The following is a 26,110-nucleotide window of genomic DNA, read 5'->3' as shown; positions in this document are numbered from 1 at the left end:
AGTTTGATTAAATTGGTATCGTTTTTGGATAAATTTCGGTTCTAAATTCTTTAATATTCCATCCAGAAATTTTTAATTGGACAGTTCCATGATAATTAAAATGGACTTTTATCGCTCTCTTTTCGTTCGGCAGAAGGGAGAGGTAGTTTTCATCCCAAAAAATAGGAAGAATATCATTCCCTTTTTCATCCAAAAGAAACAATGAAATCTGAAATGCTATAGCGTTGTTGGTATTGGTTAACGCTACCTTTATTTGATTGGATTTTATTTCGTAATTGACTTGTAGTTCAAGTGCTTCCAATTGTTGTAGTAGGGTATAATCGGAGAATTTTTTGCTCGGGGTATGAAAGGCGAATTCACCTAAATTTTTTTCGTAATCCAAAATCTCTTCTTGTGTGGATAGCCAATAAAAGTTAGAACTAATCACATTCTTGTCCTTCTCGAACAATCTGAGATCTAAAAAATAGGTAGTCGATAAATTGTTGATGTCACTTAATTCATACAACTGAGTCGAGCTATTTGCTTCAGAAATGATTTGGTGCTCGACACTGAAAATTAATTCTGAATGAATATTAAAAACTTTAATTTTTGCGATACAATCAGAACTTACATCAAATAGGTCATTGACCAAGTACACAGAACGACTTCCGTATTCATAGATTAACTGTTGGGGAGCACAGGCTTTTCTAGCGGCGTAGAAAGCTGCCGTTGGCATCAGGTAATAGTCGTATAATTGCCAATACATTTTGGGCCATGCCGCGTTCAGCATCCATTGGATCACACCTGTACTTTTAGTTTTGTTCACCCTAAACGCCTCAAACATGGGGCGCATCAGCTCATAGTTTAATGCTTGGGCTTTTCTGTTGAAGTCGTCAAAATTTTTTGCTTCGCCGTACTTGGCAATCAGGGCCTCTTTAAATCTGTCGAGATGTGCGAATTCATAAAGTCCGCAATGGTAATTCCACACCTCGTTAATGGGCCACATCTTGTCGTCTGGAATAAACTTCTTAATGCTGCTCAATTCCGGAATTTGAGCACCCGGCCCCGTTTCGGTATTAAAACCATAGGCACCACCAAAATTAGTATCCGTATACCAGTAGACTGGCGCCGTATAATCATAAGGGCCGAGCATTTTTACGCCTGAAGAGCCGCTAATTTCGCTAATGACATCTTCACTGCCAATCACATGTTGGTCACTGCCAACGCCTCCTGTAGAATTCAGGTAAGGTCGCGTATTATCGTACTGATCAAAGATCTTGATATATTGCTCTTCGAGTGCGGTAATAGGTACTTTGTCACTAGCTACCGTCCAAACAAAAATACTGGGGTGATTTCTTAACCAAGTAATTTGGTCTTGCCAAGCCTTGGCTACATGCTCGATGTGTTCAGGCTTATAAACACCTCCGAATCGTTCGTCGACAGGAACTCCCATGTGAATTTCATGCTCCCAATGACAACTCCAACCCGCCATAATCAGAATGCCGTAAGTGTCGCAGAGATCATATAATTTTTGATCTGTTCCCCAAAAACCTTCGAGTCGAACACAATTGAGATTCATATGGCGCACATATTTAATTTGCGCTTCCAGTTTTTCAGGGGAATCCATGAGCAGCAAATCATCCGTCCAACCGGCACCCTTGATCAATAGTTTTTTACCATTGATCTTAAATCCGCGGTGTTCGCCATCAAGCCAATAATCGGTGACACTTCTTATTCCGAAGTTGGTTTGACAAACACTGTGTATGTTCTTATTAGAGGAAAACTGCATGTGAAGTTCATACAAATGAGGTTCTCCCATGTCTGCAGGCCACCAAAGATTCGGGTTTTTAATGTTCAGTTGGTCAAATTCTGTTGGTTTCAGATGAATTATCGTACTGCTATGGGCCTCTAAATGTAATTTTTTTTCGATTTTAATATCACCAAATGTTGCATACAGGTCTCCAGTTATTGAAGTGTCCGATTTATTTTCAACTTCCACAGAAATATGAACCTCGGCAGAAGAGCCTACAAAATCATTTAAATAGGTTTTAACAAATGGTTTACTGAGAAGGACGCCGCCGTGCAAAAGTAGTTTTACAGGCCTAAAAATTCCCATATTTCCGTCAGGAGGCTTTGGATTCCAGTCAACGAATCCGGTACTAAAATCTCCGGGTATAGGAGGAATCACTTCTACAGCTAATAGGTTCTCGCCTTCTTTTAAGTGTTCGCTGGTTTCTATAGTCGTAATGCGATATGCTCCATCAATTAAATTGGAATCGGCAATTTTCGTTCCGTTCAACCAGATATTCGCTTTGTAATTAATTCCTTCAAAAACAAGTTCATCAAAAAGGCTAGCCTGCTTTTTGCTGAGTTCAAAAGTTTTGACATACCACCAGGGAACAGTAAAAATTTCTTTAGGAACGGTTTTTAGGTTTTCACCAACATAGAGGTTCTCGTAGACCTTATTTTTGACCAATGCCGCTAAAACAGTAGACGGAACATCAACACGCATCCAATCATTTGAGCATTCACCCTGTGACGATAATTCTTTACCGTCATACTTTATGTTTGAAGAGGATTCTAACCTCCAATTATCTGTAAGTTCCCAATTATAAAAGGCCATATTACAGCGATTTATTCTTAGTACTTAGCTGAACCAAGTTCATTTGTGATTTCCAAAACATACCTCCGCCAATAAGGATCAATACCATGCCAGCTACCAAATCGGTCATTTGTTGCACAAAAGTTTCGGTAAAGGCTATGGCAACTAACACCATAAGGCCAAAAATTAATATAAAGACTCCAAGGGCTCGATTTATCTTGGCCGTTTTGATTTTGTTCAATAGCTCTATTTCGGTCATAGTTGAAATTTTAAAATAAGTAGTAAACGGTTGCCAAAATTCCTAGAACGGCCCACGACCAAATTTTTAGATTATGGTACCAAGATCTTTTTTCTTTTGGAATGCCTTGATAAATGTATTCTGTAGGCAAAAGCAATACCAAGGCCCCAATTATTAGATAGAGACCGAAAAATATCATTTTTGCGGTTTCTTGCGATATTCCAGCAGCCCAATCAAAATTCAACATAATTATATAGAGGTGTTTTCGGTGACTATTTTCGCGTTAAAGACCAAGCCTTGTAACTCTTTTTCCGAGTGTTTTTTGGTACAAAGGCTTACTACGATATTGATGACAAATCCCACTAAAAAAGACCACCATGAAATATAGAGGAAGGGGTCTTCAATATGAAAAAAGTGTTCTTTAAAGACATTTAAGAAAACGGCAAAGGCAATTCCGATTATCAATGCTGAAAGTCCGCCCCATTGAGTAGTTCTTTTCCAGAAAATGCCCAATAGGAGAATGGCGAAGAGGGGGCCTTGGAAATAGGACATAAAGGTCTGTATAGCCACATATATTCCCGGGAAATCACTACTGATTGGTGAGGTCGCCACCCCAAAAATCAATAAAATCAAAGTGGTTATTTGCCCAACTTTTAAATAATGCTTGTCACTTGCGCCTTTTTTAATAAAAGGCTCATAAATATCTTTGGTAAACAGGGTGGCGGTAGAGTTCAAAAGCGAATCGACACTCGACATAAGTCCGGCAAAAAAAGCAGCGAACATAAGACCTACCAATCCTGGGGGCAAAATACTTTTTATCATCATGGGCAATGCCTGGTCACCATCTGCCAAATCTGGGTGTACCACCACGGCCATCAACCCCGGAAATAGCACCAAAATAGGAATGAACATTTTTAAGGCCGATCCAAAAATCATACTGGCTTTGGCGTGCCACTCATTTTTAGCTGTAAGACATCGTTGAACAATAGACTGATTACCGATCATGTAGGCATTTGCCATTACAAAGGTCAGACCGAAAAGAATTCCTGTCCACGGAAATGGAGAAGTGGTGTCCGAAGGTTGAATGATATCAAAATGGCTTTGGTATTCTGGTCCCATGGTACTTATTTTCTCTACCATGTTTTCCCATCCACCAACGGCGTGCAATCCTAAGAAAACGAGGGCAAATCCACCTACGAACATGATTATCATTTGAACTACATCGGTCATGATAACCGCTGTAATTCCACCGAAATAGGTATAAAGGCCAACCACTCCGGCGGTGGAAAGAATTGAAATCCAAATGGGCCAACCCATGAGCACGTTGAGCAATACGGCACTTGCCCAAAAGAGTACACCAAGATCGAGAGCAAAGAAAAGTATCCAAGTAGCGGAAGCAATCGTTCTGACCGATTTGTTGTACCTGCGTCCCAGATATTCGGGAATGGTGTACATGCCACCACGCCAGAAATAGGGAATAAAAATAAAGGCGGCCAATAGCATGGCCGGTACGGAACCAACCCAGTCAAAGTTACCTACTGATACACCATATCTATAGGCCTGACCGGAAACGCCTACAAAATCGAGTGCCCCAATATCAGATACGACTATCGACATACCGATGGCCCAAAAGGGCAAGCTTTTGCCACCCAGAAAATAGTCTTCTGAGGTATTTACAAATTTCTTAAAGTAAAGTCCTAATAGCAGCATTCCTACGATATAGGCGATGACAATAAAATAGTCGATTCCGGCAAGCATAGATGGTATAGTTTGATTGCTTACAAAGTACGCTCAATAGACTTCAATTCATTTCTTATATTTTATACACTTTACGTGAAATTTTAACATAATCAATGATTTATTCTTTTAAATGTGTCGGGATAGGTTAAAATATCTTATAAGGAATTAAGTAGTCTTTAGAGCATTGGACAATTTTCTTTCCGTAGTTTATTCAAAAAGAACTCAAACCATCGATTTCGGTAGAAATGTTGGATTATTATAATTGATTTTGAGTCTTACAATTGGCGGAAATAGCCCTTATAAGTCTTTTCACTAGTTCATTTGCTTATGATTTTTGACTAAAAATTAATGATATATTAACCATAATTTTTTCTTGTGGTAAAACAGCGAAAATATTGGTCAATATTACATATGTAATTAATAATATACCATATGTTTTGAAAGGCAGAATCGGATAGTTTTGTTAGGAATTAAACATCATTTCATTCAATTTCCTAATTAACTAATTCTACCAAGATGAAAAAACCAATGATTCGTTCGTTACTTTTTCTTTTTTTCGTTCTCTCCGTAACAGGGGTAATGGCACAAAGGGAAATTACCGGAACTGTCAGCAGTACAGATGGAGAACTCTTACCCGGAGTATCCGTGGTTCTTAAAGGAACCACTACAGGGGTAAGCACCGATTTTGACGGTAACTACAGTATTAATGTGCCCGGCAATGATGCCATTCTTTTATTTTCGTACATAGGAATGTCTTCCAAAGAAGTGCCTGTTGGAAGTCAAAATACCTTGAATGTCTCACTTGAGCCCAGTTCTGAAGCCTTAGACGAGGTGGTGGTCACTGCACTGGGTATTTCCCGAGAGAAAAAATCCTTGGGGTATTCGGTAAGTGAGGTCGATGGAGATGCACTGGACAATGTACCACAAGAAAATGCTTTGAACGCCCTTTCGGGAAAAGTTTCCGGGGTAGCGATCAATAGTACAGGAGCACCGGGCTCTTCCGTAAGTATGGTTATTAGGGGAGCAACTTCCCTTTCAAGCGATAACCAACCGCTTTTTGTAATTGATGGAGTTCCGGTTTATAACTCCTTGAACAACGTGGGTGGCGTTGGTCGCGATAACCGAGTCGATTATGGTAATGCTATTTCGGATATTAATGCCGACGACATTGAAACCATGACGGTTTTAAAGGGGGCCAGTGCAGCCGCTTTGTACGGTTCTCGTGCCGGTAATGGGGTGGTATTGATTACTACCAAATCCGGAAAGGCCAAAAAGGGGATGGGCGTTACCATTAATTCCAGTACGGTATTTGACATCCCGTACAGATACCTTGATACGCACACAAGATTTGCTGCGGGCTCAAGACCATATACTGAAGATAATTTTCCCTCAAATGAATATGGGGCCATACTCATAGGTGAGACTTCATCGGCTTGGGCCGGTCCTGCTTTGGATCAGGGAATCAATGCCATTCATTGGCCCTACACTGCCGAAGAAATTGCAAGCGGGGTTCCCGTACCTCGAGAATTGAAATCGTATGACAATGCCGCCAACTTTTTTAACACGGCAATTACATCAACCAACAACATTTCCATTCAAGATAATACCGAAAGGCTTAATTATAGGCTTTCTTATACCAATCTGGAGAACAAAGGTTTTATACCTAATTCCGATTTGAGCAAGAACAGCATCAATTTGAACTCTTCCCTCAAATTGGTAGATAACATTACCGTAAGCTCAAGTCTTAATTATACGAAAACGGCCAGTGATAATAGGCCGGCAGGTAATAGGGGAGCCAATCCTATTCAGGCGATGTATGAGCTGGCACCCCACATTGATGTTAGGGACCTTGAAGATTATTGGCTTACGGATTATGAAGGACTTCGTCAAAATTCCCCCTACGCCTTTGGAGATGACCCAACGGAGACAGAATGGAACAATCCATATTATTTGGCCAACGAGGTCAATAACAGTTTTGAAAGAAACCGATTTTATGGGAATGTAAAGGCAGACTGGCAGATAACCAGTGAATTGTCAGGCATGGTCCGTTACAACTTTGATGAGGTTAATGAAGTTCGTGAAACTAAGATCTCGAATGGATATACCAACGAAATGAACGGGGCCTACGGTATCACCGATATTTTTAGAAATGAGACCAATATCGATTTTCTTTTGACCTACGCTAAAAAATTCAATAATTGGGATTTTTCGGCCTCCTTCGGAGGTAACAGAAGGGTAAATAGAACGTCTCAGGTAACCAATTCTACCAAGGATAGGGGGCAAGGGCTACTGACGCCTAACTTGTTTACTTTAAGTAATATCGCTCCTGAAAACTTGAACTACAATTCCTATAATACAGAAAGACAGGTAAACAGTTTATACGGCCTGGCAAATATTGGTTTTATGGATACTTTCTTTGTAGATGTTACCTTCCGTAAAGATTGGTCCAGTACGTTGCCAGTAGGCAAAAATGCTTATGACTACCCGTCGGTATCTGCAAGTTTGCTGTTGAACAACGCCCTTAATATGGGGAATAAGGTTTCAATGGTGAAATTAAGAGCGGGTTATGCTGAAGTCGGAAACGATACAGATCCTTACAAATTAGTACCTATTTTGAATAGTGGAAACTCTTGGGATGGAGGTTCTTTGTTATCAGTATCCAGTAACCTTCTAAATCCTGAACTAGAACCTGAAAAACAAAATTCTTGGGAAGCAGGTGTAGACCTAGCTTTTTTCAGTAACAGGTTGCGATTTGATTTTACGTATTATGAAAGCGATAATAAAGACCAGATTTTTCCGGTTAATACGCCCATTTCGTCAGGGTATAACTCTAAGTTCATTAATGCCGGTCTGATTACCAGTGAAGGTATCGAAGCAGGTTTGAACGCGACTATAGTATCCAAAAACGATTGGAACTGGGATATGGGCTTTATTTTTAGCCGTAACCGTACCAAGGTAATGGAGTTGGCGGATGGTATGACTTCCGTTACTCTTTGGACCGATGCTCGTGGTGGTGCCATCACCTGGATCGGTGAAGAAATCGGTAATATTTTTGATGCCGCTATGGTTCGGGTAGAAGACCCTAATTCACCTTATTTTGGATGGCCTATAATCGATGAGGAAGGATTTGAAAGTAGTGACCGTACTAGAGAAGATGAAGATGGAAATAGGGTAGCACCCATCATAGGAAATTTCAATCCAGATTTCAACTTGGGTATGACCACTTCGGCATCCTATAAAAATTGGACACTCTCTATGAACTTTGACTGGAGAAAAGGTGGTCAGTTTGTTTCCCAAACCCACCGTTACGGTGAGTCTGATATGCACACGCAAAGGTGGTTAGATAAGTTGCACAACTTTAGTGATGTAGGTGATTTGCCCTCATATTTAAAAGAAAATGCGGACCAATATCTTTCTCCTGATGGTGAATTCTATGTACTGGTAGGAGGACCTACTGCTGCTGATGGGGGCTTTCCCGTAGAAGAAGGAGGCGTAACTCTTAGTGACGGCGTGTTTATGCCTGGTGTACTAGGAGAGTATGACGAAAATGGAAACTTCGTAGCGACCGCTGAAAATTTAGGCGGGCCCGGAACGGTATACACCCGTTACCAAGATCACTATGGATGGGATTTTACAAGAAATGCCACATTTGATGCCGATTATGTAAAGCTTCGGGAAATCTCATTGACCTACAACGTACCTTCTAAGTCCATTAAACAAATCGGATTGCAAAACTTGGCTATTTCCCTGTACAGTAGAAACGTGATTCTCTGGACGAAAGCCGATATTGGTATCGATCCAGAAATGGCATTTCAACCGGAATCTAGCGAGCAGGGAAGAAGTGGCATCCAATTCAAGCAAGGTATTGAAAGGTTTAATGTAAATCCGTGGGCAATTCCTGTTGGATTTAAATTAAGTGTAGGATTTTAATCAGGTCAATTCAATAAAAAATTAGATATAGTTATGAAGACTTTAAATAAAATAATGAACCTGGCTCTTTTAGCTGTGCTAGTAGTGCTCGGTTCGTGTGATGATGATATTACGGAGCGTAATATCAATCCGAATGGGGTCAATCTAGAAGAAGGTAATCCTAGCTTTTTGTTGACCGATGTTATGGTAAATACGGCTATGGATGTAGGCAATAAGGGTTATAGCAATCCTTTGGCCGCCTACGTTCAATATATTCAGAAAGATTCTTGGGGCACCAATGATTACGATTGGGAAGGCGACGGATGGGAAACTTATTACAACAATTTAAGAACCGTAAACCTGGCCTTGGAGCGCTCACAAGAATCCGGACTGGTTTTTCATGAGGCAATTGCAATGATTTTAAGGGCACACAATTTTGCTCTCTTAACCGACTTTTATGGGGATGTGCCCTATACGGAAGCCTTGCAAGGGGCAGATGCTGATGGGGTCGATTTACCTAAATACGACTCTCAAGAATCGGTTTACAAGGGCTCAATAGCCGATTTTGAAGCTGCATCCCAATTGATTTCATCTAATATGTCCAGTTTGGAAACCATAAGCCCTTCTCAGGATATTTTCTTTGGAGGTGATGCCGAAAAATGGGAGAAATACGCTAATTCACTTGCTTTGAGGTATTACATGCGATTGTCTGAAAAAGACCCTGCATTTGCTAGTACCGGCGTCCAAAATACTTTGGCAAAACCACTAATGGAAAGTGTAGATGATGAGCTTGCTGTTTCCTATTTAGGCATTAGTCCCGGAGATTCGCAGCCTAGTAACGGTTTGTCAGCTACACCTTCTAATTTTACTCGGGTAAAGCCATGTGCCACATTGATTTACGCTTTAGAGGAACTAGATGACCCTAGAAGTGATATCTGGTTCGATGCTGTTGAGGTACCTACGCAAGTGGTCGCTCCCGCCGAAATGCCTTCTGGGCCATCTACTTTTCTAGAGATTTCCAACGGATTGCGATATATTAACAACGATTCTCTAGCGAGTAAAAACTTGGCCATTTATGACCCTGCAACTTGGTATGCAGATCGTGAGGCAGGGCTTACTATGATCGATACCAATGGCGTATTTGTGGGCTTACCGGTGTCTAACCAAGGTACAGAACCTTATACCTATAACTTGAATCCGAGTCCGGTACAGGGTGGGGGTAATATTCATGTTTCCCTAATGAATCCTATGTTCAATGAACTTGAAGGCCCTAATCTAAAAGCACGGGTATTTTCCTATGCTGAATTGTGCTTCTTAAAGGCCGAGGCCGCCTTAAAAGGATGGGGTACCGATGCCGAGGGTAATTATAACAAAGGGGTGGAGGCCTCTTTAGAAACTTGGGGATTGGCCGATGCCTATGAAGATTATATCGATAATGAAGGGGTTGCCTATGATGGAACCTTGGAACAATTGATGGAGCAAAAATGGATAGCCAATTTTAGTTCGGCATCGGAAGCCTATTTGGACTGGAGAAGAACAGGACTTCCAGATTTAAGACCGGGGCCCTTCGCTAAATCCGATGTGATTCCCGTAAGATTTGTTTATCCCACCGAAAACAGTACCCTTAACCGTGAAAACTATTACAGCGCATTGAACAGCTTAGAAGAAACGGAGCATACGGATGATGTACCAGGTTATATTCAAAATGATACCCCTTGGTCAAAACCTTGGGTACTGCAGGGGGTTGATCAACCTTGGTAGTCTACTAAGCGATGTTTGAGAATTATTAATTGTTGAGTTAGTTTATTATTTTAATTACCTGGGGTTTTGGCCCCGGGTAATTTTTTAGCATACAAACGATAGATAGCACTATTATCTTGTTTTTATCATTTTATCAAACTGCATTGAAAACCAGAATTTTTTTTATTGGAATAGTTGTTCTTCTGCTAGGTTGTAAATCAGAGGTTGAGAATGACCATTTAGATTTATCGAAAGCGGTAGTAATAATATCCAGTGGGGTGGATAAAACAATGCAGGCAACCCTTTTTGCTGTTTTGACCGAGGAAATTGCTAAGAGAACCGGTTTTAATTTGCACAAAGGAGATGCTACAGATGCGAAAACGGTCATCAAAATGGCATTACAAAGAGAGATAGACCTCTTTGAATCCTCAAAGGTACCTAGCTTCCTCTTGGAGACTAGCCTAAAAAAAGAAGGGTTTCGTCTGTACCATGAAGTCCTCGAAGACCAAGATGTCCTTTGGATTGTTGGTGCCGATGAACGAGGTCTTTTGTACGGAATTGGCAAGTTATTGCGAATTGCTCAGCTGTCGAGGGATAAATTTACATTAGAAAAGGGTATAAAGCTGGTATCTGAACCTGAGTACCCGCTGCGGGGCCACCAGTTCGGATATCGGAATACGGCCAATTCTTGGGATGCATGGACGGTGGAGCAATTTGACCAACATTTTCGTGAACAAATACTATTTGGTGCTAACAGTTTTGAAAACATCCCTTTTCAAGAAGCAGGTTCGAGTCCACATTTTAAGGTGCATCCTCAAGAGATGGAGGTAGCATTGAGTGAAATATGTCAGAAATACGGGGTGGATTATTGGGTATGGACGCCCGCTCCCAAAGATTTAACGGAAGCTAATGCACACGAAGAAGGGTTTATACAACAAGAAGCTTTTTATGCCAGAACTCCCAAATTGAACGCCGTTTTTGTTCCTGGTGGTGATCCTGGTGAAAACCATCCGTCGGTATTGATTCCTTATTTAAAGGATCTGGCCACTATCTTGCATAAATACCATCCAGAGGCCGGTATCTGGGTCTCTTTGCAGGGCTTTAATGAAGAGAAGACTTCTTATTTTTTTGAATACCTACAAAAAGAAAAACCGGATTGGCTGGCCGGTTTGGTAAACGGACCTAGTAGTCCACCGCTTGATTTTGAAAGGGAGCAATTACCAGAGAAATACGCTTATCGTTTTTACCCTGATATCACCCATACGGTGAGATGCCATTACCCCGCCTTACGTTGGGATCAGGCCTATGCGCTTACCTTGGGTAGGGAACCTATCAGTCCACAACCGAATTTATATACTCAATATTTTAGAAGAGATGTTTCTAAAACCGATGGATTTATCACCTATTCTGACGGTTCCCACGACGATGTGAACAAAGTGTTATGGAGTCAATTAGGATGGAATTCTAAAGTAAATACCGAGGATGTGGTTAAAGAATATTGTCAATTTTTCTTTGGTACGGAAGTAGCCGATAAGGCTTCCGAGGGCATTTTTGCACTGGAAAAAAATTGGAAAGGGCCCATTTTAGAAAATGAAGGAATCGATAGTACGCTTGAAAAATGGAAAAGCTTAGAGAAAAATCATCCTGAACTTTCAGAAAACTGGAGGTGGCAGCAGCTGATTTTACGAGCTTATTATGATGCTTATGTAAAAGCAAAACTTGTTTTTGAATCAGGTTTAGAGCAAAAGTCCTATAAAGTGCTGTCAGAAGCTGCGGAAATGGGTGCTGAAGCGGCCATGGAAAAAGCCCTTATAATTTTAAAATCCACCGATTCGGCGCAAACTGGCCGAGATCTTCGAAAGAAAATCGAGTGGTATGCTGAAGAGCTCTTTCAGTCCGTTGGAGCTCAGACAAGTGTAGAAAAATATCAAGCGAGGGGTGCCGAACGGGGCGCTATTTTAGATTTTCTTGATATCCCTTTAAATAACAGGTGGTGGTTAGAAGATGAGTTTGGAAAGGTGAAAAAACTAACTACGGAAGAAGAAAAAATAGCCCGATTGGATTTTATAAGAACGTATGAAAGTCCGGGTGAGGGCAGTTTTTATGACAATATTTCAAGTGCGGCGGCAAAGCACGTAACTTCAGAAACGGACGATGCCATTGACTACTTATGGGAGCATGATGGAAAAAGCCGAAAGAGGTTGTCGACCCAACTGTTTCAATTTTCCCCTGTTTTGGAATATGAGGGCTTAAATTTCGAAACGGACTATCTCATAAGGGTAGCTGGTTACGGAGAGGCGCTCTTACGAGCGAATGGGGAACGATTAGAGCCCACCAAATATGAAAAAGGCTTCGAAGAATTCAAAGAATTTCCCTTGCCGAAAGAATTGATTGCTGACGGTAATTTGAAAATTACCTTTGACAAGCCTGATGAGAAGCACCTAAACTGGCGCAAGCAGTCACGGGTCACAGATGTTTGGCTAATCAAACAATAGGTCTATAAATTGATTAAAAATATCTGTTTGGTTTTTTCCCCCTTGGAATTTTTGACCATTCTATTGTAGGCAATGGTTTGGCCATCATGTGACCATACCAAATTGGTGGGGACATCATTGGTAGGCTGGGTGAGTACCTCTGACTCTTGCGCATTGATTTTTTTTCGGTGGATGGAGTTATTCTGCACATAGATAATCTCTTGCCTACTAGGATGCCAGCGAACCCCAGTTTGAACATCGTTTTTGTGAAATGTAAGCTGTTGGGGTTCTCCGCCAAGAGGTGATATGGCATAAACCTGTTTTACGTGATTCTTATCATAGGCTAAAAAAGCTAATAGAGAACCATCGATAGAGGAACGTACAATACCCTCGCAGCCTGGGTAATCGTTCCTTGAAGTGAAGGTCAGTCTCCGTTGGTTTGCTCCTTTTGGTGGAGCGGGCAAGCTAGTTTCCGTTCCTTCTAAAGGACTATTTTCATTTGGTTGAGTGATATCTTCCGGAATATCTACAATAAATACCTCATCTACATTTTCCCCTGTTGAATTTTTAACGGTTCCGATAAAAGCTCGCGCTCTTTGCCTTTTTCCATCTTTTTTTATGTATCCGTTATGACCGACCCAACTATCTCCAGCTGCCCTGCTTATTTCATCACTTCCGGGAGCGGGTTCTGGTACGACGCTGACCACCAAAACACTGTACCACTCTCCCGAAAAATTTTCGGCATTCTCATTTTTCACAACTACGGGAGAATTGCGTTTAGAGACACCGATAGTTCTGAGATTATGAATGCTTCCAGTAGAATCTTCCAATTGCTTCATGATGGCATCGTTATAGGTAAAGCCGATAAATTTCCCATCGCCACTCCATTCGTGCCGGTGCGTACCTCCTCTAAGGGCACCAACAGTAAAAGGTGCTTCCACATCGCGAGCATCCATAAAAATACGAGCTTCAGAACTGTTTTCATCAATGATAACACCACTACGCCGCCACTGTTCGTAGGGGCTGGTCTCAAAACAATTCAGAAGTCCGTGAATAAAGGCCACTTGGTTTTTAGTGTGACTGTAACTAACGGCTCCTACACCAGGGCCGTGCACCGTGTTTTCGGGAATATGGTAAAGCACCTTTTTTTCGCCCGTTGCCACATGCACCTTTTCGATGGTCGCATTACCGCCAATGCCGCCCGATTCGGTTCTTGTATCATAGACCAGCCACAGGTCGTCAGGAGAAAAATTATCGTTGTTGTCCAAATCGTGATTGTATGTGAGGTCACGTGTCAGTTGAATCTCTTTTTTAAATTCCATTTGATTACAGGAATGGATGCTTGCGCATCCGATGAATATTAAAAACCAAAACTTTTGATAATTCATAAATACACTTCTATTCAGGCTCTCGTAATTTGTTACGTAAAAGCTTTCTCACTTTTTTCAATTGCTCATGGAAGGCGGTGTCTTTTTACTGCCCCAAGACTTATTGGGTTTAGCTCCCATCACGAACTCTAAAGTTCCTCCCTTCAGAATGATCGAATGGTCTATAAAAGTTTGATTAAAAGGCTTTCCGTTGAGTTTCGCCGATTGTATGTATTGATTTTTTAGCGAGTTGTTGATTGTTTTAATGTTGAAAGACTTCCCCTCTGGCAGGTTTAGTTCTACTTCTTCAAAAATAGGACTTCCGATGGTGTAGACGGTGCTTCCGGGGGTCATGGGATAAATTCCAATGGCACTGAGGACATACCAGGAAGATAACGAACCCATATCTTCATTTCCGCAAAGTCCTCCCGGCCCTGTACGGTAAAATTCGTTCATTACCTGTCGTGCTTTTTGTTGTGTTTTCCAGGGTTGTCCTGCATAATTGTAGAGATAGGCCACATGGTGTGAGGGCTGGTTTCCATGCACGTATTGTCCTATGGTACCCACCACACCCACGTATTTGGGAGGCGTAATAACGGGCGACATTTCAAAAAAGGTGTCGAGTTTATTTGTAAAGGCTTTCGGTCCGCCAAATAGTTCAATTAGTCCCTGAACATCATGTTGAACAGACCAAACGTATTGCCACGCATTCGATTCTGTATAATGGCGGTTCGGCCTACGGCCCACTAATAAAGGATCGAAATATTGATAATAGCTATGGTCACCTTCGGTTACGATTTGTTGGGTTTGGTTTTCCAAGGCCGGTAACCAAGAACCATCTGCTTTTCTTGGTCGCATAAACTGTGTTTTTTTATCCCAGACATTTTGATAATTGTAAGCACGCTGGGTAAAAAGTTCATAATCTTTTTCCTTGCCGAGCTCTTTTGCCAATTGGGCAATACACCAGTCGTCATAGGCCAATTCTAAGGTGTTGGGTACGGCCTCGGTAACTTTATCTATAGGTGCATATCCTAAATCAAGATAAAATTCGAGTCCAGAACGGCCCGCCTCTTCCGGAATAGGTGGTTTTGGCGTTTCCAAGGCTTTCTTTTTCATGGCCTTGTATATAAGTTCTACATCAAAATCTCGGTAGCCTTTTAAATACGCATCTACAATAACAGGTATTAAATGGTCGCCTACCATAGATTCGCCGTAAACATTTAAAAAATGTTGGGCAGGCAACCATCCGTAGTTCTTTACTTTTTTTTCAATGGACTTGATATAATCATTCACATGCTCCGGTTCCACCAAAGTCATTAGCGGGTGTTGGGTTCTATAGGTATCCCAACATGAAAAAGAACCGTAAAAATCGAATCCATCAGCTTGATGAATTTTACCGTCGGAACCAAAGTAGCTACCATCAACATCTTGTGAAATATATTGGGCCAATAAGGACCTATATAAGGCGGTTGTAAAAATTTGTTTTTGCTCTTCAGTACCTCCTTTAATAGTAACCTTGGAAAGCTCTTTGTTCCATATTTTCTCCGCGCGTTCCTTGGTTTGGTCAAAATTCCAATGTGGAATTTCAGCCTTTAGATTCTTTCGGGCGCCTTCAATACTGGTATATGAAATTCCTACCTTGACCAGAATAGCTTCATTTTCTTCCGTATGGTATTGTACGAAAGCACCGATTTTATCGCCCACTTCGGCATTTTTATAAGGGAAAATACTTCCATCGGATTCCGGTGTTTTGTAGGCGGTATCAAACGTACCGTAGTAAAGAAAAGGCTTGCTGAATTCTGCTACAAAATAAACCTTTCCCAAACCGGCAGCTTTGGCACCTTCAATTTGCTGGTTGTTGACAATCCGTAATTCAGATAGTTTCCCTTGGGTCATATCACCAATTTGATGTCCCACATCTAAAATAATGCGTGAAGTTTTTGATTCTGGGAAGGTGTAGCGGTGAAAACCTGCTCTTTCGGTAGAGGTCAATTCGGCCTTAATATTATAATCCTTCAGCATTACGGAATAGTAACCGGGAGAGGCGGATTCCTCCTTATGGTCAAAACGTGAGCGATAACCTGCATCCGGATTCTCCAAGCTTCCTGGAACCACTTGTAATTTTTGATGGGTTGTGGGCATTAAAAGAATCTCGCCCCCATTTACCATGCCTACACCGCTCCAATGCGTATGGCTAAAACCCATAATCGAACTTTCGGAATATACATAGCCCGCGCAATAGGTCCATCCTTCCGTATGTATATCCGGACTCAAATGTACCAAAGCATTGGGTAAGGCCGCACCGGGGTAGGTATGCCCGAAAAAGTCGGTTCCGATAAAAGGGTCGACGTAGTCAATCGGATTTTCTTGGGCGTAACCGATGATGCAAAAGAAAGCTAGATACAATTGGTAAAATTGGGAGGTTCTGAACATGTTGGTTTTATTGTGGTGTAGCTACTGGCAAATATAATATTCCCTTTCAATCAGAAAGGTTAATATACTAGGGGTAAAGGACAAAAAAGTAGAAATAATTGCAGCTTCTTAAACCTTATATTTGTAAAAACCGGTAGTTACTTTATAATGAAAATAGTTGTTTTGGATGGGTTTACTTTAAACCCAGGAGATTTGAGCTGGAAAGGTCTTGAGCAGATGGGAAATGTGAAAGTCTATGACCGATTGCCATCAGTACATTCTGAAATTGTAAAAGCGATTGATGATGCGACCTATGTATTCACCAATAAGACGCCTTTGCCCAAAGAGGTGTTGGAAAAGACACCTCACTTGCAATATATTGGCGTCTTGGCCACTGGTTTTAATGTTGTAGATGTCAACTACGCCAAAGAAAAAGGTATAACCGTGACCAATGTACCTACCTATGGTACCCAGGGAGTCGCCCAGATGACCATGGCCCTTTTACTTGAAATGTGTCATCATGTAGGGGAACATAACCGAGCAGTTCAAAATGGAGATTGGAGTGCGAACGATGATTTTTGTTTTTGGAATTATCCTCTAGTGGAATTGGAAGGAAAAACCATGGGTCTAATCGGTTTCGGAAGTATCGGTCAGGCCACCGCTAAATTGGCTACCGCATTCGGAATGAAAGTGATTACTACCGGAAGTCGAAAGTTTCCGGCACCTGAAGGTATCGAGTATGTAGAATTAGACCAGCTTTTACAAGAGTCGGATGTAATTAGTTTGCATTGCCCGCTTACGGAAGAAACGAAAGGTCTAATCAATAAAAACTCCCTTGGCAAAATGAAAGATGGGGTCATGTTCATCAATACTTCTCGCGGACCTTTGGTGGTGGAAGAAGATTTAAGAAAGGCACTTTTAAATAAAAAAGTAAGTTATGCCGCCGTAGACGTAGCGTCAAGTGAGCCGATCAATGCCGACAATCCTTTGCTCGGCCTAGAAAATTGTATAATAACCCCTCACATCGCCTGGGCCTCAAAGGCGGCGCGTCAACGCTTGATGAATACAGCCGTTACGAATTTCGAAGCTTTTTTGGCAGGGAAGCCTCAAAATGTGGTGAACGATTAAAACCTTTAATATGGCGGCTAATGAAAAGTCTTTAAGTAGAAGGAGGTTTTTGGCGAAGTCTGGCCTGGCAACGGCGGCAGCACCGCTGTTACCCCTTTCAATGGTTGCAAATGATTCTTTGTCTTCTAAGGAGGATACCTCTTTTGAGTTCGTTTTTATGACCGATATTCATATAAAACCTGAAATGAATGCCCCACTGGGGTTTCAAATGGCCATAGACAAAACCAATGCACTTAAACCTGATTTTGTAATTACCGGTGGTGATTTGGTCTACGATGTGATGCGGGGCAATTTTGAGAAAAGTGACGGACTTTTTAAACTATATGCAGATATGGCCAAGGGTTTTCAAATGCCGGTTTACAATTGCATAGGTAATCATGATCTTTTTGCGATTTATGAAGAAAGCCCCGAAGACGCCTCTCACCCCGACTATAAATATGGCATGTGGCAGCGTTACTTTGGTGATACCTACTACGCTTTTGATCATAAAGGTTGGCATTTTATCACACTCAATTCATTGGACGTTACCGACAACAAGCGATATAAAGGTTCGTTTCATGCAGAACAGCTCTCTTGGTTGCAGAAACACCTTCAAACCATTGACACTGAAAAGCCTATTGTGGTCACTACCCATATTCCCATGCTTTGCACTTTTTCCCAATTAAATGGAAAAGAAGGCACCAGAACGGTAAGTAACGCCTATGAGGTCTTTGATATTTTTAAAGACCACAATCTTAAGTTGGTTTTGCAGGGACATATTCATTGGAAGGAATACGGCTTCGTCAACGATCGTGTCCATTTTTTGACAGGGGGTTCCATCGCCGGTAACGGCTGGAAGGGCCGCAGGCATCATACCAAAGAGGGCTTTATGAAAATAAAGGTCAGTGGAAATGATTTTTCTTGGGAATATATTGACCATGGATGGGAAGCCCAACGTCTTAAAATGGGAATCGGTAAGGAGTAAATGAGGTTACCGCAGGTTTTTAAGCATAAAACGCTTGATGTTTTCGCCCATAATAGCCTTAATTTCATCTTCTGTAAATTTTTGTGCCAACAATTCTTCGACCAGCAAGGGCAGGCCGGTGATATCAAACGGTGTGGTTACACTTCCGTCATAATCTGAACCCAGAGCAATACAATCGATACCGGCAATATTCTTTACATGTTTCATGGCGTCTACAATCCCTTGAATTTCAGGTGAGCTAATGGCTCCCTTAAAAAAAGCAATCCCAATCAAACCGCCATTTTTTGCTATCTGCTTCACGTGTTTATCCGAGAGGTTTCTCGAATTGTCCATCGTGCCTTTCACTCCCGTATGGGATACAATTAAGGGCTTATCTGTCATCTTAAGAATGTCGTCAATAATGGCAGGGGAGGAGTGTGCCAGGTCTATGAACATACCCAATTCGTTCATTCGCTGTACGACCTGTTTCCCAAAATCCGTTAATCCCTCGCCGGTAATACCGTGTGCGGAACCGCCTAATTCATTATCGAAAAAATGGGTTGGCCCCAACATGCGTAATCCTTCGTTATAAAGCTTGTCTAAATTTTCTAAATTTCCCTCAAGACAATGCCCGCCTTCCACACCAAGAAAACCACCGATTACTTTTCTATCTACTTTTCTTTTTTCGATTAACTCTTCAAAGTCGGTTTTGTCTTTTACAATGATAAAATCATCATCAAAATCTTCGGCATATTCATGCAACTGTTGGCATTGATATTCAGCTCGTTTAAACAAACTACGCCAGTTACTGATGGGTTTTCCTTGTACAATATTTAGTAGGGTAATATTGTCCATCGCATCGCTTGAATTTTTGGAAAAGTTTTGGCCAACGGGCGACTTCGTCACAATAGTGAAGGCTTGTAAAGCCATATTAGCTTCTTGCATCCGAGGTAAATCTACATGACCCACTTCATTCTTTTTAGTCAAATCGCGGCGCCATAAAAGGGCATCGCAGTGCAGATCAGAGATAAACTCAAGGGAGTTATATAGTTTCAACGCCTCGTTGGAGACGGTGTAAGGCGGAAGTACTTTTGTCTGGTTGTGCTTGGCGTCTAAAATTTTAGGAACAATGAGTACCGCTAACAGATACAGGGCTAAGAGTGTGCCTAAGGTTATGAAAAGCCATTTAAATTTTCTCATAGAATTAGTTTTATGGAACTAAGGTGTTTTCAAGAATAGCGACCGAAGGACTTCTCTTTAACCAGCGTTTGCTGAGGCCTGTAGCATCATCTTTTGCCAAAAAGTACACAAAAGAGCCCAATGCGAGGTCTATATCTCCATCCCCGTCAATATCACCGGCATCCATGACCAGCCATCTACCGTTACTTGCATTTTTAAAGGATTGAGCCTTGAAGTTGAGGTCTCCCTGATTTTCAAAATATACAAAACTTTCTTCGGGTCGTTCCGCGTAATCAGGAAAAAAGGAAATAGCGGCCATATCCAAATCCCCGTCATTGTCAAAATCTAAAGATATGGTTTTGTAGGCACCGTTCATTCTAAAGAAATAGGCTTGTTCAAAATTCATTTGCCCATCGTTTAAAAAAAGGTACACCCCGTGATAGTCTTTTAAAATAGGAGTTTTATCGGCATTATCGCCGCAGGTATACAGAATATCTTTAAATCCGTCGCCATTAAAATCTATAAATTCAAAGTTTTGACTGCCGTTTAATGGTGAGAATTGCATCCACCGTTTTTCTTTAAAATTTCCGAGTCCCAGATTCTCCAAATAAAAAATACCTTCATCGCCCTGCGCCATTAGGCAGATAATATCCAATCGTCCGTCTTGGTTGACGTCGGCTACGACCGATTTTATAGCTCCCGATTCTTGTTTTAGAACTGTTCTATTATATGCGTCGTCTCCTTTTTCGTAAAGGGTCAACTGACCCGTGTGATCGCCATATTCACAAACGACCAGGTCCTCTTCACGGTTTCCATTCATATCACCAAAAGCAATATGAACAGGGCGCTGCAGATTGTCGAGTTCAGAGGTCAGTTTTATTTTTTCATGGGCGGCTGAAGGGTTGGTATAGGCTTGTAAACGTCCATTTTTAAAATCATTGGGAAAAATATTCTTCCCCACACTTAAAAGATAGCTCATATCCTCTTTTTCTTCCAGATGGATGGGTGTTTGAAACGTAAGCATGTTTTTTTCCAGCTCCAGATTTTTATCAAGAAAAGTCAACACATTGCTATTGGGTTTTCCATCGGAGAAAATGAGGCCTATCCCTTCTTTTCTAATTTTTACCATGGTGGTCATCGGTGGACGGTGGGCAACCTTTACTTCTTTATAATTGAATTGTTTTAGCCCAAGTACAATGTTTTCATTGTAGGTGGTTTTTTGAAGTTCATCTGGAGCGTTTTTCAAATAGAAATTCTCGAGTTTTAGCCAATCTTCGTGAGATATAACAGGGCTTTCAGGATAAATTTGAGCGGCTTTGACAATCTGGGCGTTTTCTGGACTACCGAATAGGCTGTCGTTTAAAATTCCATTCGAATAGATGCCCAAACGTTGTGCCATGGCGGGTAAGACATCTTCTTTCCAAATGGTCTTGCTTAGTTTATCAGGGGGTACGAACTGATGGCATGAAGCACAGTGGATATGGGCCAAGGCTTCTCCAGTTAGCTCGGTTGTATGAGGAATAGGTTTTGATTCAACCTTTGGAACCATTTCTTTGCAAGAGCAGACAATTAAAATGATAAAAATAGAAAAGGAGAGATATTTCGCACTCATAATTGAAGGTCAGGTAGTGACTACTTACAAATATAATGGCTTCTTAAAGAGGTAAATGCTAAGATTACATCGATTTTAGGTAAAATTTAATTTCCAGCTGTATAAATTGAGGTATAAATTTGAAAATGGAACTTAAAGACATGATTACAACTATCATTTTTGACATGAACGGGGTAATCACTGATGATGAGCACTGTCATGAAATGGCGACCAAACTAGTTTTTGAATCTTTTGGTGTTGATATTACCCCTGAAATCTACAGAACCTATTGCCTTGGGAGAACCGATAAAGCCGCATTTGCCGATTTATTGGCGGATTTTGGACTACAATATGTGACGTGTTCTAATTTGATTGCTGACAAAACCAAAATATATCTTGATTTAGTAAGCGATGAATTGAAAATATATCCCGGAGTGGTGAATTGTATTCAAAAACTTGCTCAAAATTACATCTTGGCCCTGACGACCAGTTCGACCAAATTGGAGGTTCAAGCTACCATGAAAATTACAGGTCTCAGCGATTTGTTCAAAGTAGTAGTGACATCAGAAGATGTGAGCCGAGGAAAGCCAGACCCAGATCCGTACTTGGTCACCTTGAAAAAACTGGGCCTACCTGCATCGCAATGTTTAGTAATCGAAGATTCTGAGAACGGGGTGAAGTCCGCCAAAGCCGCCGGAATTAAGTGTATAGCGATTTCCAATACAGAAATACCGGACAAGCTTCTACTTGCAGACGGCGTTATTGAATCTTACGAAGAATTTGACATTAATTTGATACAAAGTCTTTGCGAGCGGTGATGACTATTATTTCTTCATTTTCTCAAAACGTTCCATGATTTCCATCCAATTGGTGAAAATGATATCCTCTTTCTTAAAGAAATCCAAAAGATTTGGGTCGGCAAACATTTCGGCTTCCCAAACGCGTTGTTGCCAAGAATTGGTAATCCCTTTTAAGTTTTCTGTTTGCACGGAAGGATGAAAAATGATTTCGGTAAGCCCTGGATGTAAAGAATTGACCAAGGTTTTAAAGTTTTCTACCTTTTCCTCATAAGTGCCTCCCTTGGGCGCACTACTAAAAAAGTCCAATTTTGGAAGCTGATAGTTTGCTATCATCTTAACAACAGAATCGTCAAGAGGATATCCTTCTTTTCTAAATCCTTCCAGTACTTCTGGGTTTGAGATATCTATAACATTTGCGGGTATTTTATATTCCTGAGCCACTCTTAAAAAAGCTTCTACGTAACCTGGATCAGCATAAAGCGTACCCATGTGGGTATCGATATGGTTGGGTCGAAAACCCCAAGCTAGAGATTGTTCTATCTGGGCACGAATCTCTTTTTCAACCTCTTCTGCAGAAGCATTTTGAACCACTTGAATGACCTTGTGCCACATATGGTCAGTTTCATCTAGCAAACCCGGTACTTCTTCATGTGGGGTTACGGTTCCCCAGCGATAGGTTTTCCATTCACTCGTGAGGGTCAAGTGGAGTCCGATATCGGTTTTGGGGTTTTCTATGGCCCAATCGATGAACTCTTTGGCATTCGGACAAGGTATCATGACCGCAGCGGATTGAATGTCTCCGTCGGTTAATTGATTCTTTGCGGCTGTATTTGCTTCGGGACACATTCCAATATCATCGGCATGTAGAATGAGTACCTTTTTACCTTTGGGCCATCCCAACTTTTCTGCCCATGTTTTATTTTCCGAGGAAGCTTGAGCACCGTTGTTCATAACAACGTCCTTTTTTTCTAGGTCTTTACAGCCTCCTAAGAGCAGAATGGAAAAGATGGCTGCACTTACAAATGGTATAAATTTATTATTCATGGTAGGAATTTTAAAGTACTTCGTCATTATCGGCTAAATACATTCGTGTGCTTTTGGTATAGGTACCTCCGTTGATATCCTTGTATTCAAAATCGATATAGAATGCCTTGTATCCTGAGTTCGGATATTCCACTTTTTGGGAAACTTCACCATTTTCATCCAGTTTAATAGGGTTAGAACTCCATTGGTCATCCCTTAAATCTCGATCGGTAGAACTGGCTGTCCACAAAAATGCATTGGTCAAATTCTCGGTAGTGGATGAGACGGTAAGGGTAGCTTCCTTATCAGTAATGTTGATATTATAATCGAGATTGTCATATTTTTCCTTTGCCAAAGTTTGAGCCCAAAATCCACTTAAAGATTTTAAGGCTTCTTCACCACCTCCTAAATTATGACCTGCATTGGGTGTGTAGTGAATGTAATTTTCACCTGGAATATCATTAATGTAGTGTTTAATGGCGTCCACGGGCCAGTATTCGTCGTTGGTACCTATAAAAATTAATTTAGGCATCGTTAAGTCAGCGCGGTACGAATAGGGGTCGATCATTTGCGTAAGCGCCTGCCCATCCCCCGTATTTACGGTTTGTGGAATTTCTAATTTGATGTAATCGTTGATTTGTACACTGTACTCGTTCCAAGCCTCGAGGTGATAATCGAGACTGACCGGCATATTCAAGACATCAATGACCATAGGCGCAATCGCCTCTACGCGTTTATCGGAGGCGCCGGTTAACCAGGTTGTCCAACCTCGTTTTGAAGCTCCTGAAACGGTGAACCTCGATACATCTTTGTCAAGGTTTTCTTTACTGAATTCCTGAACGGCATCCATGGCGCGCACCGCACTTTTTACCATGGGGAAGAGCAGGGGCCATGTGTAATCTTTGTCGTTTTTAAAATTGTGAAGGGTATACGAAATAAGTTGGTCTTCCACCAAGTCGCCGTCGTACAAGGGTTGCATAGGCACTTGACGAATGATGGAGGTGATGGCCTTGTTTTTTAGGGCCATCAATGCCATAGGTTCTATTTCATCCCCGCCTTTTTTTACGGATTTCCATTTGGGTTCACCATTTTCAAGATGTCCACCCGTAATAAAAAGTAGCGAACCATCAAAAGCTATCTCTTGAGGTACAAAAATGGTCAATTGATGTTTCCAAGTATGTTCGCGCCATTTTTGAGAGGTGAGCAATAGGTCATAGGCTTTTACACCTTGCAGCTCAAAACTATCTTTTATAACCCAAGAAAAGGTTTGGTCCCCATTATCAAGATAACTTTTTAGTGCGTTTTCTGGAGTAACCTCCGCAATTTTCGGTTCTGGGCCTTGAGCAGTTTCTTTTTTCTTCTCTTTGCAAGAAAAGGTCAGGCTTAAAAGAGTAAGACAAAATATCCAGTAATGAGATTTTAAATTCATTTTCATTGCTTTTGTTGTTTCTTAGGTTGATGATTTTTATTTATTAGATAAAGAGCCTCTTTCACAAGAATTTCACCCGTCTTTTCACCTAGGCTCGTACGGCTGATGTACTGATAGCGATCAAAGCTGTTGAAGTCTTCCTTGGTCAAAATATAGCCAAAAGCATCGTTGGTAAGGCCTAATAAAAACGGATGCTCCCCGGGCATTTTCCTTTTAAGGTAATAACCGATATTGGGCAAGGCCTCTCCAGGAATTGTAATCATTTGGGCGGTGCCTAGCTGAATATAGTTCAAAGTGGTGGAAATTGATGTTCCATCCTTTGATCCCATGCCTAACGGAGAATTTTTTAGTATATGCTGCATCATGACCGAAGCCACCGGAAATGTAACCTTCTTGGAGGCCACCCTTAAATTGGGGTTGGTCTGTATGGCCGACTTATCGATTATTCGCAAAGCTTCATCTGCCAATAAAAATCCGATACGCTGGCACTCTTCCCAATCGTTGGCTTCTTTTCCGTTATCTAGGCGATTGTCTGCAGTAACCATACCTCCGAGTGCTCCATTCATAAAAATGGATAGGCCCCCAGTTTCTTTTTCGATTCGTTCGTGAAGTGGTCCTACCAAATCAGGACTTAAAATACCTCTTTTGTTTCCTATAACCTCAGGGTGAACAGCATAATTTGTAAGGGTGGCTTGAATAGTCCCTTTCCTTTTGCCGCTGGCAATGATAGTTTGTAGCACTCCGCACCTAGGGTCATATAGTTGGGGGGCATAATAATTATAAGCTATTTTGCCTTCTACTTTTTCATGGGCAATTTTTAAATGAACCGGTTCTAGCCGGTCAAGGGCTTCATTGATGGCCTCAGCCATTTGAACAGTACACCAATTGAGGTAATCTATGTCGGCTGCGTGATTACCGCTTTCATCGGCAAAGGCATAAGCATCAGGGGCACTATGGGTATGGGTTGCTCCAATAAGAATGTTTTCAGGGGCAATTCTATTTACCAAAGCCCTTGTTTTGTCGCCCCAAACCGCAGGCCAACCTAAATTATCTATGGAAACAATAGCGGTTTTGATATTTCCCTTTGCAAATACCATGGCTCTTACATAAAGGTCATCTTCTTTTTCTTTGGCCGCTTGGGGTAGACCAACGCCTCCTGAAACGGCAATTAAAGGCTCAGGGGTAATCTTACGCTTGGCGACACCTGCCATTAAATCCTGAGACAAAGAAATAAGGGGTGAAAGAAGAATGAATAGGACCAAAAGCCTTAATTCACTTAACCTTAAATATCGCTTAACCTTCATTTAAATGTTAACATGATTTGGAATTAGTTAAAATTCATTATAGGGTGTGTAAATCCCATTTTGTAAAAATATATGTAACGAAATAAATGGATAGTTAATATATTATCAAAAATCAACAAAATAATTGAAATTGTTTCAGTGGTAAAAATATAGTTTTGAGGTATTGATTTAGATATAATTAACATATGTAACAACGTTTTTAGACCCCTCCCGAATAGCCCGACCTAATTCCTACTTGTCTTGATCGAAAAC

General features: G+C 41.2%; 16 protein-coding genes. 6 read left to right on the top strand and 10 right to left on the bottom strand.

Annotation, left to right across the window (positions count from 1 at the left end):
- Nucleotides 1-7 precede the first annotated feature (7 nt).
- The 3 genes from IL355_RS12875 to IL355_RS12865 form a co-directional block, all read right to left on the bottom strand.
- On the bottom strand, nt 8-2,602 hold the full coding sequence (locus IL355_RS12875) for a glycosyl hydrolase 2 galactose-binding domain-containing protein (protein WP_192462534.1): 2,595 nt from the start codon (nt 2,600-2,602) through the stop codon (nt 8-10).
- A gap of 1 nt (nt 2,603) precedes the next feature.
- Nucleotides 2,604-2,840, bottom strand: coding sequence for a hypothetical protein (locus tag IL355_RS12870; RefSeq protein WP_192462533.1), 237 nt, complete (start codon nt 2,838-2,840; stop codon nt 2,604-2,606).
- Nucleotides 2,841-3,068: 228 nt separating this feature from the next.
- Complete coding sequence (locus tag IL355_RS12865; RefSeq protein ID WP_192462532.1) at nt 3,069-4,577, bottom strand: sodium:solute symporter family protein; 1,509 nt, start codon at nt 4,575-4,577, stop codon at nt 3,069-3,071.
- 498 nt (nt 4,578-5,075) lie between these two features.
- On the opposite strand from IL355_RS12865, the gene IL355_RS12860 reads away from it, so the two are divergent.
- From IL355_RS12860 to IL355_RS12850, 3 genes are all read left to right on the top strand, one after another.
- Nucleotides 5,076-8,489 (top strand): SusC/RagA family TonB-linked outer membrane protein, encoded by a 3,414-nt coding sequence (locus IL355_RS12860; protein WP_192462531.1) that lies wholly within the window; start codon nt 5,076-5,078, stop codon nt 8,487-8,489.
- A 33-nt stretch (nt 8,490-8,522) separates the two neighbouring features.
- Nucleotides 8,523-10,229, top strand: a complete 1,707-nt coding sequence (locus tag IL355_RS12855; RefSeq protein WP_192462530.1) for a SusD/RagB family nutrient-binding outer membrane lipoprotein — start codon at nt 8,523-8,525, stop codon at nt 10,227-10,229.
- 143 nt (nt 10,230-10,372) lie between these two features.
- On the top strand, nt 10,373-12,703 hold the full coding sequence (locus IL355_RS12850; protein WP_192462529.1) for an alpha-glucuronidase family glycosyl hydrolase: 2,331 nt from the start codon (nt 10,373-10,375) through the stop codon (nt 12,701-12,703).
- A gap of 2 nt (nt 12,704-12,705) precedes the next feature.
- On the opposite strand, the gene IL355_RS12845 is transcribed toward IL355_RS12850, so the two are convergent.
- Both IL355_RS12845 and IL355_RS12840 read right to left on the bottom strand, forming a co-directional pair.
- The gene (locus tag IL355_RS12845) at nt 12,706-14,004 is read right to left on the bottom strand and encodes a DUF3748 domain-containing protein (protein WP_225621234.1); all 1,299 of its coding nucleotides are present in this window, start codon (nt 14,002-14,004) and stop codon (nt 12,706-12,708) included.
- A 123-nt stretch (nt 14,005-14,127) separates the two neighbouring features.
- Entirely contained in the window at nt 14,128-16,482 is a 2,355-nt protein-coding gene (locus tag IL355_RS12840; protein ID WP_192462527.1) for a GH92 family glycosyl hydrolase, read from the bottom strand.
- Between the two features lie 147 nt (nt 16,483-16,629).
- On the opposite strand from IL355_RS12840, the gene IL355_RS12835 reads away from it, so the two are divergent.
- Nucleotides 16,630-17,589: a D-2-hydroxyacid dehydrogenase gene (locus IL355_RS12835; protein WP_192462526.1), complete on the top strand. Its 960-nt coding sequence runs from the start codon at nt 16,630-16,632 to the stop codon at nt 17,587-17,589.
- Nucleotides 17,590-17,599: 10 nt separating this feature from the next.
- On the top strand, nt 17,600-18,553 hold the full coding sequence (locus IL355_RS12830) for a metallophosphoesterase family protein (protein WP_192462814.1): 954 nt from the start codon (nt 17,600-17,602) through the stop codon (nt 18,551-18,553).
- A gap of 6 nt (nt 18,554-18,559) precedes the next feature.
- On the opposite strand, the gene IL355_RS12825 is transcribed toward IL355_RS12830, so the two are convergent.
- Together IL355_RS12825 and IL355_RS12820 are read right to left on the bottom strand one after the other, a co-directional pair.
- Nucleotides 18,560-19,732 carry a dipeptidase gene (locus IL355_RS12825; RefSeq protein ID WP_192462525.1) on the bottom strand — a complete coding sequence of 391 codons (1,173 nt, stop codon included), beginning with the start codon at nt 19,730-19,732 and terminating at the stop codon, nt 18,560-18,562.
- A 10-nt stretch (nt 19,733-19,742) separates the two neighbouring features.
- A complete protein-coding gene (locus IL355_RS12820; protein ID WP_192462524.1) occupies nt 19,743-21,323 on the bottom strand; it encodes an FG-GAP repeat domain-containing protein in 1,581 nt (526 codons plus the stop codon).
- A 125-nt stretch (nt 21,324-21,448) separates the two neighbouring features.
- On the opposite strand from IL355_RS12820, the gene IL355_RS12815 reads away from it, so the two are divergent.
- Nucleotides 21,449-22,120, top strand: coding sequence for an HAD family hydrolase (locus IL355_RS12815; RefSeq protein ID WP_192462523.1), 672 nt, complete (start codon nt 21,449-21,451; stop codon nt 22,118-22,120).
- 6 nt (nt 22,121-22,126) lie between these two features.
- Here IL355_RS12815 and IL355_RS12810 read toward each other — a convergent pair whose 3' ends face one another.
- Genes IL355_RS12810 through IL355_RS12800 form a run of 3 tightly spaced genes read right to left on the bottom strand, consistent with a single transcriptional unit; the run spans nt 22,127 to nt 25,858 of the window.
- Nucleotides 22,127-23,146, bottom strand: a complete 1,020-nt coding sequence (locus tag IL355_RS12810) for a polysaccharide deacetylase family protein (protein ID WP_192462522.1) — start codon at nt 23,144-23,146, stop codon at nt 22,127-22,129.
- Nucleotides 23,147-23,156: 10 nt separating this feature from the next.
- Entirely contained in the window at nt 23,157-24,560 is a 1,404-nt protein-coding gene (locus IL355_RS12805) for a PhoPQ-activated pathogenicity-related family protein (protein ID WP_225621233.1), read from the bottom strand.
- Nucleotides 24,557-25,858, bottom strand: a complete 1,302-nt coding sequence (locus IL355_RS12800; RefSeq protein WP_225621232.1) for a hypothetical protein — start codon at nt 25,856-25,858, stop codon at nt 24,557-24,559. Before IL355_RS12800 ends, IL355_RS12805 begins: the two co-directional genes overlap by 4 nt.
- Nucleotides 25,859-26,110 lie beyond the last annotated feature (252 nt).

Source organism: Euzebyella saccharophila, assembly GCF_014855495.1.
GTDB classification, from domain to species: Bacteria; Bacteroidota; Bacteroidia; order Flavobacteriales; family Flavobacteriaceae; genus Euzebyella; species Euzebyella saccharophila.
Note: the sequence above shows the minus strand (reverse complement) of the source record. Positions and strands in the feature narration are given on the sequence as shown.

What these genes read in the sequence shown, in the direction of transcription:
- IL355_RS12875 (WP_192462534.1), bottom strand. Translation starts at nt 2,602, where the DNA reads ATGGCCTTTTATAATTGGGAACTTACAGATAATTGGAGGTTAGAATCC.
- IL355_RS12870 (WP_192462533.1), bottom strand. Translation starts at nt 2,840, where the DNA reads ATGACCGAAATAGAGCTATTGAACAAAATCAAAACGGCCAAGATAAAT.
- IL355_RS12865 (WP_192462532.1), bottom strand. Translation starts at nt 4,577, where the DNA reads ATGCTTGCCGGAATCGACTATTTTATTGTCATCGCCTATATCGTAGGA.
- IL355_RS12860 (WP_192462531.1), top strand. Translation starts at nt 5,076, where the DNA reads ATGAAAAAACCAATGATTCGTTCGTTACTTTTTCTTTTTTTCGTTCTC.
- IL355_RS12855 (WP_192462530.1), top strand. Translation starts at nt 8,523, where the DNA reads ATGAAGACTTTAAATAAAATAATGAACCTGGCTCTTTTAGCTGTGCTA.
- IL355_RS12845 (WP_225621234.1), bottom strand. Translation starts at nt 14,004, where the DNA reads ATGGAATTTAAAAAAGAGATTCAACTGACACGTGACCTCACATACAAT.
- IL355_RS12840 (WP_192462527.1), bottom strand. Translation starts at nt 16,482, where the DNA reads ATGTTCAGAACCTCCCAATTTTACCAATTGTATCTAGCTTTCTTTTGC.
- IL355_RS12835 (WP_192462526.1), top strand. Translation starts at nt 16,630, where the DNA reads ATGAAAATAGTTGTTTTGGATGGGTTTACTTTAAACCCAGGAGATTTG.
- IL355_RS12830 (WP_192462814.1), top strand. Translation starts at nt 17,600, where the DNA reads ATGGCGGCTAATGAAAAGTCTTTAAGTAGAAGGAGGTTTTTGGCGAAG.
- IL355_RS12825 (WP_192462525.1), bottom strand. Translation starts at nt 19,732, where the DNA reads ATGAGAAAATTTAAATGGCTTTTCATAACCTTAGGCACACTCTTAGCC.
- IL355_RS12820 (WP_192462524.1), bottom strand. Translation starts at nt 21,323, where the DNA reads ATGAGTGCGAAATATCTCTCCTTTTCTATTTTTATCATTTTAATTGTC.
- IL355_RS12815 (WP_192462523.1), top strand. Translation starts at nt 21,449, where the DNA reads ATGGAACTTAAAGACATGATTACAACTATCATTTTTGACATGAACGGG.
- IL355_RS12810 (WP_192462522.1), bottom strand. Translation starts at nt 23,146, where the DNA reads ATGAATAATAAATTTATACCATTTGTAAGTGCAGCCATCTTTTCCATT.
- IL355_RS12805 (WP_225621233.1), bottom strand. Translation starts at nt 24,560, where the DNA reads ATGAAAATGAATTTAAAATCTCATTACTGGATATTTTGTCTTACTCTT.
- IL355_RS12800 (WP_225621232.1), bottom strand. Translation starts at nt 25,858, where the DNA reads ATGAAGGTTAAGCGATATTTAAGGTTAAGTGAATTAAGGCTTTTGGTC.